The following is a 10,631-nucleotide window of genomic DNA, read 5'->3' on the forward strand; positions in this document are numbered from 1 at the left end:
GCGCGGCGTGCGCTGGGTCGCCGCAGCCGGCACAATCGGCACATGCCCCCGTCCGCCCCGCGCCTTGCCGATCCCTGCCCCTGCGGCCGTCCGCGCGACTATGCGCAGTGCTGCGGGCCGCACCATGCCGGCGCCGCCGCGCCCGATGCCGAAAGCCTGATGCGCTCGCGCTATAGCGCCTACGTGCGCCGCGATGCCGATTACCTGCGCGCGAGCTGGCATCCGTCGACCTGCCCGCCGCAGGTGGAGATCGACCCGCGCACGGTCTGGCTCGGCCTTACCGTGCAGCGCGTGCTGCAGACCGGCGCGGACAGCGCAGAAGTCGCCTTCCTGGCGCGCTATCGCATCGGCGGCGGCAGCGCCGTGCGCATGACCGAGCACAGCCATTTCGTGCGCGAGGACGGGCGTTGGTATTACCTGGACGCGCTGGACTGACGCCATGGCCAGGTGTGGCATCGGAGTTCCGCCCGCTGGCCGAGACGGGTTGTCGTGTTCGCCGAGCCTGCCGTCGTGATGCCTTTCGTGTTTCCCGCGCGCTTCGCCCGGTTGCGCCGCTGGCGTCGCCATGGCCACGCAGTCCTGTGCGGCTGCCTGCTGCTCGCCAGCCAGGGCGCCATGGCGGCGCCCACGCCCACGCCCATGCCGGCGCTGGAAGGCGCCTGGCGCCCGGTCGCCGCGACCGACCGCGGGGTGCCGCCATCTCCCACCGATCCGGCCCTGCAGCGTTTCGATCCGAGCCGGTTGACCAAGCTGCAAGGCGGCGAGGCAGGCGTCTGGGTGCTGTTGTCGCCGGCGCAGGGGCAATGGCCGCCGGCGCCATGGGTGCTGGAGGTGCCCAGTCCTGCGTTGCAGCGGGTCACCTTGTTTGCGCCGGTGGCCGGCGCGGCGCCGCGGCAGCGCTGGTTGATGCGCGACGACCCGCAGGCGTTGCCCGGCAATGGACGTCTCGGCTTCCGTATCGACGTCTCCCCACCCGCCGGGCAACCGCTGCGGCTGTGGGTGGACCAGCGCGGGGTCATGGCGGGTGCGCTGCGCTTCCAGCTGCGCAGCGAGTCCGACTACCTGCGTCAGGACGGCCGCTGGCTGGTGGTCGCCAGCCTGAGCTTCGCGATCATGCTGAGCATGGCGGCGATGGCGCTGGTGTTTGCCTGGCGCCTGCGCGAGACGACGTTCCTGTACTACGCCGTCTACGTGCTCGGCTACGGCCTGGTGATGGCGCTGGAGACCGGTTACGTGGTGCATCCGCTGGGCCTGGAAACGCTCGGCCAGGCCGCGCGTTTCTGGGGTCGTCTGGGCGTCGCCACGTCGATCGTGGCGGCGGTGCTGTTCCTGGAACGCTTCGCCGACCTGGGGCAGTACCTGCCGCGCGCGCGGCGCTGGCTGCGCGGTTATGCGCTGCTGGTGGCGCTGGTCGCGCTGCCGGCGCTGCTGCCGCTGCCGTGGCTGGACGCGCTCGGCCGGGCGCTGGTCAACCCGCTGCTGATCCTCGGCGGACCGCTGCTGCTTGGTGTCGCCGTGGCGGCGGCGTGGCGCGGCGCGCGCTATGCGCGGTTGTTCCTGCTCGGCTGGACGCCTTTGCTGGTGGTCACCGCGCTCGGCAGCCTGCAGGGCTTCGGCATGGTGGCGCACTGGACCTGGAGCGAAGAGGCCGCCTTGGCGGCCGGCGCGTTCGAGGCACTGGTGTTGTCGCTGGGCTTGGCCGAGCGCAGTGCCTCGCTGCGCCGCGACCGCGACCAGGCGCGGCAACTGGCCGACCTGGATCCGTTGACCGGCCTGCTCAACCGCCGCGCCTGGCACGAGCGCCTGACCGCGCTGCAAGAGGCCAGCCGGCGCCGGCGGCAACCGTTGGCGCTGATGTTCCTGGACGTGGACCACTTCAAGCGGCTCAACGACCGCTACGGCCATCGTGCCGGCGACGACGGCCTGCGCGCGCTGGCCCAGGCGCTGCGCGCGGAGCTGCGCGGCGACGACCTGATCGGCCGCTACGGCGGCGAGGAATTCGTGATCGCGCTGCCCGGCCTCGATGCGGTGCAGGCCACCCCGATCGCCGAACGCATCCGTGAGCGCTTCCGTGTCCAGGCCGCGCTGGCGTTTCCCGAACTGCAGCCGACGGTGAGCATCGGCGTGGTCCAACTGCGCCCCGCCGACGATGCCAACGGCCTGGTGCAGCGTGCCGACGAGGCGCTGTACGCGGCCAAGAGCGGCGGCCGCAACCGCGTGGTCGCCGTGCATTGAATGCGCGCCGTGTCGCAGCGCGTCGGGATCGGTGCGGGTGGCGACCGTACTCCACACCGGCCCGCGACCCCTGCAAGACCGCCACCGCGCGGGCGCATCCGGCCACGTGAGCAGCCATTGCCCACGGTTGTTTATGATGTCCGGCCTGCTGTTGGCGAGGAACTCCGATGAAGCGTTTCGCCTGGGCCTTGCTGCTGGCCGCGCCTTGCGCCGCCGCGCAGACCCTGCCCGCGCCGCCGCCGGTGGCGCCCGACCCCGCGTTCGTCGGCTGCTTGTCCACGCTGCGCACGACGGCGGCCAAGAGCGGCGTGACCGCCGCCGCGTTCGACCGCTTCACCGCTGGCCTGCAGCCGGACCCGAGCGTGCTGCCGCTGCTCGACGCCCAGCCCGAGTTCACCACGCCGATCTGGGACTACCTGGCCGGCCTGGTCGACAGCCAGCGCATCGACGACGGCCGCGCCATGCTGGCTGCGCACCGCGACCTGCTCGCGCAGGTGGCGCAGAAATATGGCGTGGACCCGGAGACGGTGGTCGCGGTGTGGGGCGTGGAGAGCGACTACGGCCGCATCTCCGGCAAGCGTCCGCTGCTGGTGTCGCTGCTGACCCTGTCCTGCGAAGGCCGCCGCCAGCCGTTCTTCCGCAGCGAACTGTTCGCGCTGCTGAAGCTGCTGCAGTCCGGCGACCTGCGGCCCGAGGGCCTGACCGGGTCCTGGGCCGGTGCCTTCGGCCATACCCAGTTCATGCCCAGCACCTATGCCCGCGTCGCCGTGGACGGCGATGGCGACGGCCGCCGCGATCTGGTCGCCAGCATCCCCGATGCGCTGGCCTCCACCGCCAACTATCTCAAGCTGGCCGGCTGGCAAAGTGGCCAGCCGTGGGGGCTGGAAGTGAAGCTGCCGGCGGGCTTCGACCCGGCGTTGGCCGGGCGCACCCAGCGCCGGCCGCTGTCGGACTGGCGCGCGCGCGGCCTGACCGCCGCCGACGGCAGCGCGCTGCCGGCGCTGGCCGCGCAGACGCCGGCGGCGGTGCTGATCCCGGCCGGCGTGCACGGCCCGGCGTTCCTGGTGTTCCGCAACTACGACGCGATCTACGCCTACAACGCCGCCGAAAGCTACGCGCTGGCGATCGCGCTGCTGTCCGACCGACTGCGCGGCAAGCCCGGGCTGGTCGCTGCCTGGCCGACCGACGACCCCGGCCTGGGCCGCCCCGAGCGGCGCGAACTGCAGACCCTGCTGCTGGCGCGCGGCCACGCCATCGGCCAGGCCGACGGCGCCATCGGCACCGCCACCCGTCGCGCGATCCAGGCCGAGCAGCAGCGCCTGGGCCTGCAGCCGGCCGACGGCCGCGCCGGGCAACGCATCCTCGACGCGCTGCGCCGCGAGGCCGGCGGCGCGCCCGCGACACCCGCGCCGACACCGGCCACGCCGCCGCAGTCGCAGCCGCCTGCACCGGCCTCTTCGCCCGCACCCGCACCCACATCGACGCCGGCACCCACACCCCCGCCCGCAACCACGCCGTTCGGCGGCACGCCGCCCACCGCGTTCCGGCTGCCGGCCGCCTACCCGGCCTTCGCCCAATCCCCCGCGCCACGGAGCATCCACCCCATGTCCGACGTCCCCGGCCTGAGCACAGGCGACTTCCACGGCTACCCCTCGCTGCTGGTGGAGACCCCGCAGTCCACCGCCGCGATCAGCCTGTTCGGCGGCCAGGTGCTGTCGTTCGTGCCCAAGGGTGGCACCGACGCGCTGTGGCTGTCGCCGAGCGCGCAGCCCACGCCGACCCCGATCCGCGGCGGCACCCCGGTGTGCTGGCCGTACTTCGGTCGCCAGGGCCAGAGCGACGCCGTGCCTGCGCACGGCTTCGTGCGCACCGTGCCCTGGCAATTGCAGGACGCGCGGCGCGAGGCCGACGGCAGCCTGGTCCTGACCCTGGCGCCGCCCGACTTCGACGACCTGCCGCTGCGCCTGCGCATGCAACTGCGCATCGGCGCCACCCTGGAGCAGCGCCTGGTCACCGATAATGTCGGTACCGCACCGGCCCGCTTCACCCAGGCGCTGCACAACTATTTTCGTGTCGCCGACGCCACCCAGGTGCGCGTGCAGGGCCTGGACGGCCTGGACTACCTGGACAAGTTCGAGAACTACGCCACGCCGCATCGCCAGCACGGCGACTGGAGCCTGCAGGATCCGCGCGATCCCGGCCGCAGCGACCGCATCTACACCGAGGCCGGCGGCCGCTACACCCTGCTGGACCCGGGCCTGCAGCGCCGCATCGAGATCGCCACCACCGGCAGCCGCACGTTGGTGGCGTGGAACCCGGGCGAGGCCGGCGCGCAGAAGATGGCCGACGTCGGCCCGCATTGGCGCCAGTTCGTGTGCCTGGAAGCGGCCAATGCCGGGCCTGAGGTGATCGAACTGGCGCCCGGTGCCCAGCACGTGCTGCAGCAGACCATCTCCGTCGCGGCGTTGTGATCGCTGGTGGGTGGGGGTGCCGCCTGCTGCGGCTCGGTGGGTGGACGACTCCCCTGGTCCGCTGCTGACAGCGCCACTGACTGGTGCGCGGTGGCCGATGTCGCCGCGGCCATACTCACCCCTGTCGCTGGGGCCGGACCCTCACCCCCAACCTCTCTCCCGGCGGGAGAGGGGAGTCGCTTGGTGCAGGGTGAAGTGCAGTCCCGATGCAATCAGCCAGCCCCGACGCTTTTTTTATGGGAGGGACTTCAGTCCCGACGCGATGATCCCCACCGGCCGCAGTTGAAACTGCTCTCGCGACAACCGCCAAGCCACCACGGTGTGGCAGACACCACACCCGGTCCACTCCCGCACCTCCGACACCCGCCGGTGCGCCGCTGACCAGGTGCGCCGATTACACTGCCGCGTCCGCCAGGAGGCCTGCCGTGCACGCTCCGACTCCCGCCGTCCGCGCGCGCCGCGCCGCGGTCGCCTTCATCTTCGTCACCCTGCTGATCGACGTGCTGTCCTTCGGCGTCATCATTCCGGTGCTGCCTTCGCTGGTGCGCGGCTTCACCGGTGGCGACTTCGCCGCCGCCGCCAGGTGGGTCGGCTGGTTCGGCTTCCTGTTCGCCGCACTGCAGTTCGTCAGCTCGCCGTTGCAAGGCGCCTTGTCCGACCGCTACGGCCGGCGCCCGGTGATCCTGGCCTCGTGCCTGGGACTGGGTGTGGACTTCATGGTGATGGCATTGGCGCAGAGCCTGCCGGTGCTGCTGCTGGCGCGCATGGTCTCCGGCGTGTTCTCGGCCAGTTTCAGCTCGGCCAACGCCTATATCGCCGACATCACCCCGGCCGACAAGCGCGCCCAGGCCTACGGCATCATCGGCGCCGCGTTCGGCGTGGGCTTCGTGGTCGGTCCGCTGCTCGGCGGCTGGCTCGGCAGCCTGCACCTGCGCGCGCCGTTCTGGTTCGCCGCCGGGCTGGCTCTGCTCAACTTCCTCTACGGTCTGTGGGTGCTGCCCGAATCGCTGGCGCCGGAGCGACGCACCGCGCGGGTGGACTGGGCGCACGCCAATCCGTTCGGCGCGTTGCGCCTGCTGCGCCGCTATCCGCAGGTGTTCGCGCTGGCCGCGGTGATCTTCCTGGCCAACCTGGCGCACTACGTCTACCCGAGCATCTTCGTGCTGTTCGCCGACTACCGCTTCGGCTGGGGGCCGAAGCAGGTCAGCTGGGTGCTGGCCCTGGTCGGCGTGTGCAGCATCGTGGTCAACGCCGTGCTGGTGGCGCGGATGGTGCGCCGCTTCGGCGAGCGTGGGGCGCTGCTGTTCGGCCTGGGCTGCGGCGTGATCGGCTTCGCCATCTACAGCGTGGCCGGCAGCGCTGCGTTGTTCCTGCTGGGCGTGCCGATCAGCGCACTGTGGGCGGTGGCCGGACCGGCGGCGCAGGCGATCGTCACCCGCCACGTCGGCGCCGACGCGCAGGGCCGCGTCCAGGGCGCGCTGATGAGCCTGGTCAGCCTGGCCGGGGTGATCGGGCCGCTGCTCTACGCGTGGGTATTCGCCGCCTTCATCGGCCCGCGCGCGCTGCTGCACTTTCCCGGTGCGCCCTGGCTGCTGGCGGCGCTGTTGCTGGGCGGCGGCTGGATCGTGGCCTGGCGGCGCGCGCGCGTGCCTGCCGCCGCTGTTCCCGGTCGCTGAGGGCGGCACGGACAGCGCGGACGGAATGAACGACTCAGTTTGCGCAGGCACCGACGGCATGGACTATGCGGCCTCGCCTGGCACCGCGCGGTCGCGATTGTTACGCTGTGCCCTCTCTTTCGTCGCGGCCGGCCGGCTGCTGTACCAGTCGCCTGCATGATGTCTCCTCCCGACGGAACCGCCCTGCCGTTGACCGCTGCGCGCCTGCTGCGCGAGGCCACTGCGCACCAGCATCAGGCCGTGGAAGACCTGCCGGCGATGCGCACGCTGATGGACCCGGCGCTGTCGCTGGCCGACTACGTGCAGGTGCTGCGTCGCCATCACGCGGTGCTGGCCGGCTGGGAGCAGCGCGAAGCGGCCTGGCTGCGTGACTGCGGCGATGCGCAGTGGCAGTACCAGCCACGCACGCCGTTGCTGGCGCAGGATCTGCACGCGCTGCAGGCATCCCCGCCGGCGCCGCAACCGCTGCCGCCGGCAGCCGAGGCCGGTACCCGCTGGGGCATGCTCTATGTCGTCGAGGGCTCGCGCCTGGGCGGGCGGGTGATCGCCCGGCAACTGCGCCAGACCCTCCCCGCGGCCGTGCCGGCGCTGTCCTATTTCGAACTCGGCCATGCCGATCCGGCCGCCTGGCGGCATTTCCAGCAGCGCCTGGAGCGGGCCTTGCCGAGTGCGCCGCTGCGCCAGGCCGCGGTCGACGGCGCCCGTGCCATGTTCGCGCACTTCCATACCCATTTCGCCCTGGAGATCGCCGCATGAGCGACATCGTCGTGCCCCTGGACATGGACGCATGCGCGCGCGAGCCGATCCATATCCCCGGCTCGGTACAGCCGCACGGTGTGCTGCTGGTGATCGAGCCGCAGGACGGTTGCATCGTCCAGGCCAGCGCCAGTGCCGCCGACCTGTTCGGCCGGCCGCTGGACGAACTGCTCGGACAGCGCTACGACGCCCTGCTCGTGCTGGAGGATCCGCGCACGCGGCGGCTGTCGGATGGAGCAGAGCGCAGCGACCTGGCCTATGTCGAAATCGGACTCAAGGTCACCGCCGCGGCCTCGACGCAGCGTTGGGTCGGCGCCTGGCATCTGTATCCGGAGCAGTGGCTGCTGGAACTGGAGCCGCGCGACGCGCCGCTGGCCGACGCCACCCTGCGCGAAGCGCTGCCGGTGCTGCGCCGGCTGGAGACAGAACACAGCATCGAGGATGCCTGCCACCGCGCCGCCAAGAGCCTGCGCAGCCTGATCGGCTACGACCGGGTGATGATCTACCGCTTCGACGACGACTGGAACGGCGATGTGGTCGCCGAGGCGCGCGCGAAGGAACTGGAGCCGTATCTCGGCCTGCACTATCCGGCCAGCGACATTCCCGCGCAGGCCCGCGCGCTGTACCTGCGCAACCGCGTGCGGCAGATCGCCAACGTCGGCTACGTGCCGTCGCCGATCCAGCCCACCCTGCATCCGCGCCTGCGCGCGCCGGTGGACCTGAGCGACGTCAGCCTGCGCAGCGTCTCGCCGGTGCACCTGGAATACCTGGCCAACATGGGCGTCACCGCCACCCTGGTGGCCTCGATCGTGGTCAACGACGCGCTGTGGGGGCTGATCGCCTGCCACCACTACCGCCCGTACTTCTGCAACCACGAAATGCGCGATGTCGCCGACGCATTGAGCCGCGCGCTGGCCGGGCGCATCGGCGCGATCACCGCGGTGGCGCGCGCGCGCACCGAGTCGGTGCTGCTGACCGTGCGCGAGAAGCTGATCACCAACTTCAACGACGCCGAGATGCTGACCGCGCCGATGCTCGACGAGATGGCCTCGGACCTGCTCGACGTGGTCGATGCCGACGGCGTGGCGGTGTTCCACGGCGATCACGTCACCCGCCACGGCATGCTGCCGGCGACCGAGGATCTGGCGCGGATCCGCGAGCAGATCGAGTCCACCCATCACGAAGCGCTGCGCCACGACGCGGTCGGCGCCCTGCACTCGGACCAGATCGGCGAAACCTTCCCGGCGCTGGCCGATCTGGCCCCGCTGGCGGCCGGCTTCATCTTCGTGCCGCTGATGCCGCAGGCGCGCAGTGCCTTGCTGTGGACCCGTCGCGAACAGGTACGCACGGTCAACTGGGCGGGCAACCCGCAGTTGGCCAAGCTGCAGGACATCGCCGGCTCGCGGCTGTCGCCGCGCAAAAGCTTCGACCTGTGGCAGGAGACCGTGCGCGGGCGCGCGCAGCCCTGGTCGCCGATCAGCCTGGAATCGGCACGCAGCCTGCGGGTGCTGATCGAGCTGATGGAACGCAAGCGTTTCCAGCAGGATTTCGCGCTGCTGGAAACGTCGCTGTCGCGGCTGCGCGAGCCGGTGGCGATCGTCGAGCGCGGCGAGGGCCTGCGGCGCAGCCGCCTGGCCTTCGTCAACGAGGCCTTCGCCGCGCTGTTCGAGCGCGAGGTCGCCGAGCTGATCGGCTGCGATCTGGAGCGGCTGTACGCCAGCGACGCGGTACTGGCGGAGACCCAGCGCATCGATACCCTGCTGCGGCAGGGACGTGCGGCCTACGTCACCCTGCCGCTGCGGGTGGACGGCGCCATCGCGGTGCACCGTCAGTTCGACTTCGAACCGCTGCCCGATCCCTCCGGCGTGCCCAGCCACTGGCTGCTGCAGTTGCGCGACCCGCGCTGAGTCCTGTCCGGCAGCGCAGCCTCAGCGGCTGCGCCGCCAGAGCGCCAGTGTCGCCGCGCCGGCCAGCAGGCCCCACAGCGCCGCGCCGATGCCGAACAGCGACAGTCCCGAGGCGGTCACCAGGAACGCGATCAGCGCCGGTTCGCGCTCGTGTTCCTCGCGCAAGGCCGACGCCAGGCTGTTGCCAATGGTGCCGAACAGGGCGATGCCGGCGATCGCCATCACCAGTTCCTTCGGGAAGGCGGCGAACAGCGCGGCCACGGTGGCGCCGAACACGCCGATCAATAGATAGAACACCCCGGCGAACACCGCGGCCATGTAGCGGCGCTGCGGATCCTCCTGCGCCTCGCGGCCCATGCAGATCGCGGCGGTGATCGCCGCCAGGTTCAGCCCGTAGGCGCCGAACGGCGCCAACACCGTGTTGACCACGCCGATCCAGCCGATGGTGGGCGAGATCGGCACCGCATAGCCGGACGCGCGGATCGCGGCCACGCCCGGCAGGTTCTGCGAGGTCATCGTCACCACGAACAGCGGCAGTGCGATCCCGAACAGCGCCTGCCACGACAGCGTCGGCCACACCAGCACCGGCTGTGCCAGGCGCAGTTGCGCCGCCTCCAGATGCAGCGCGCCGTTGCCCGCGGCCACCGCGATGCCGACCAGCAGCGTGGCGATCACCGCATAGCGCGGGAAGGCGCGGCGTCCGAGCAGGTAGGTGGCGAACATCGCCAGCGCCATGCCGAGCTGGTGCTGCATCGCCACGAATACGTCGAGGCCGAAGCGCAGCAGCACGCCGGCCAGCATCGCCGAAGCCAGCGACAGCGGAATGCGCCGCAGCAGGCGTTCGAACAGCCCGGAGAAGCCGGCGAGCGTGGACAACACCGCCACCACCACGAAGGCACCGATCGCATCGGACAACGGCAGTCCGCCGCCGCTGCCGATCAGCAGCGCGGCACCGGGCGTGGACCAAGCGGTGACCACCGGCATCCGGTAGCGCAGCGACAGGCCGATGCAGGTCAGGCCCATGCCCAGACCCAGCGCCCACATCCACGAGGCGATCTGTGCCTGCGAGGCGCCGACGCTGCGCGCGGCCTCGAACACGATCGCCGCCGAACTGGTGAAGCCGACCAGGACGGTGACGAAGCCGGCGATCAGCGCGGGCAGTGAAGCGTCGCGCCAGAGCGAGCGTGCAGCAGCGGTCATGCGGAACCCTGTGGTGGAGCGCAGGCTGCATTCTCGGCCAAATGCCGGCGGTCGGCCGCGCCAAGTCCGCACTAATAGAGAGAAGAGCGCGGCAGGGACGCGGCGCTGCAGGGCAGCCGCAAAAAACGGTTGACCTTTTTTCCCGTGCCATTAAACTGCGCGGCCCGCTACGCAACTGCCGAGCTTCGGCACGACAGAGGCAGGTGGGGCCGGAAACACCTAGCGAACATCGGGTGTTGACAGCGTGAAAAAGTCGGCTAATATGGCCGGCTCGCTTCGAGGAAAAGCCTACGGGTTTGGACGAAGAAGCGGCGTCAAGGCCTTGATCAACAAGGTGTTGACGGCAAGAAAAAAGCCGCTATGATGGGCGGCTCGGTTCGACGAAA

The 10,631-nt window shown here is 71.2% G+C and carries 7 protein-coding genes; 6 read left to right on the plus strand and 1 reads right to left on the minus strand.

Annotated elements, in window-relative coordinates; translation table 11 throughout:
- Positions 1-42: 42 nt before the first annotated feature.
- The 6 genes from FHR66_RS20600 (at position 43) to bphP (ending at position 9,045) form a co-directional block, all read left to right on the plus strand.
- Positions 43-435, plus strand: a complete 393-nt coding sequence (locus FHR66_RS20600; protein ID WP_160968497.1) for a YchJ family metal-binding protein — start codon at positions 43-45, stop codon at positions 433-435.
- Between the two features lie 78 nt (positions 436-513).
- Entirely contained in the window at positions 514-2,235 is a 1,722-nt protein-coding gene (locus FHR66_RS20605; RefSeq protein WP_160968495.1) for a GGDEF domain-containing protein, read from the plus strand.
- A gap of 167 nt (positions 2,236-2,402) precedes the next feature.
- Complete coding sequence (locus FHR66_RS20610) at positions 2,403-4,706, plus strand: lytic murein transglycosylase (protein ID WP_343160679.1); 2,304 nt, start codon at positions 2,403-2,405, stop codon at positions 4,704-4,706.
- Between the two features lie 425 nt (positions 4,707-5,131).
- The gene (locus FHR66_RS20615; RefSeq protein ID WP_160968493.1) at positions 5,132-6,382 is read left to right on the plus strand and encodes an MFS transporter; all 1,251 of its coding nucleotides are present in this window, start codon (positions 5,132-5,134) and stop codon (positions 6,380-6,382) included.
- 156 nt (positions 6,383-6,538) lie between these two features.
- Positions 6,539-7,138 carry a biliverdin-producing heme oxygenase gene (locus tag FHR66_RS20620; RefSeq protein ID WP_160968491.1) on the plus strand — a complete coding sequence of 200 codons (600 nt, stop codon included), beginning with the start codon at positions 6,539-6,541 and terminating at the stop codon, positions 7,136-7,138.
- Complete coding sequence (gene bphP, locus FHR66_RS20625; RefSeq protein ID WP_160968489.1) at positions 7,135-9,045, plus strand: bacteriophytochrome BphP; 1,911 nt, start codon at positions 7,135-7,137, stop codon at positions 9,043-9,045. Before FHR66_RS20620 ends, bphP begins: the two co-directional genes overlap by 4 nt.
- A 21-nt stretch (positions 9,046-9,066) precedes the next feature.
- Here bphP and FHR66_RS20630 read toward each other — a convergent pair whose 3' ends face one another.
- Positions 9,067-10,245 (minus strand): benzoate/H(+) symporter BenE family transporter, encoded by a 1,179-nt coding sequence (locus FHR66_RS20630; RefSeq protein ID WP_160968487.1) that lies wholly within the window; start codon positions 10,243-10,245, stop codon positions 9,067-9,069.
- Positions 10,246-10,631: the final 386 nt, after the last annotated feature.

The organism is Xanthomonas sp. F4 (assembly GCF_011761895.1).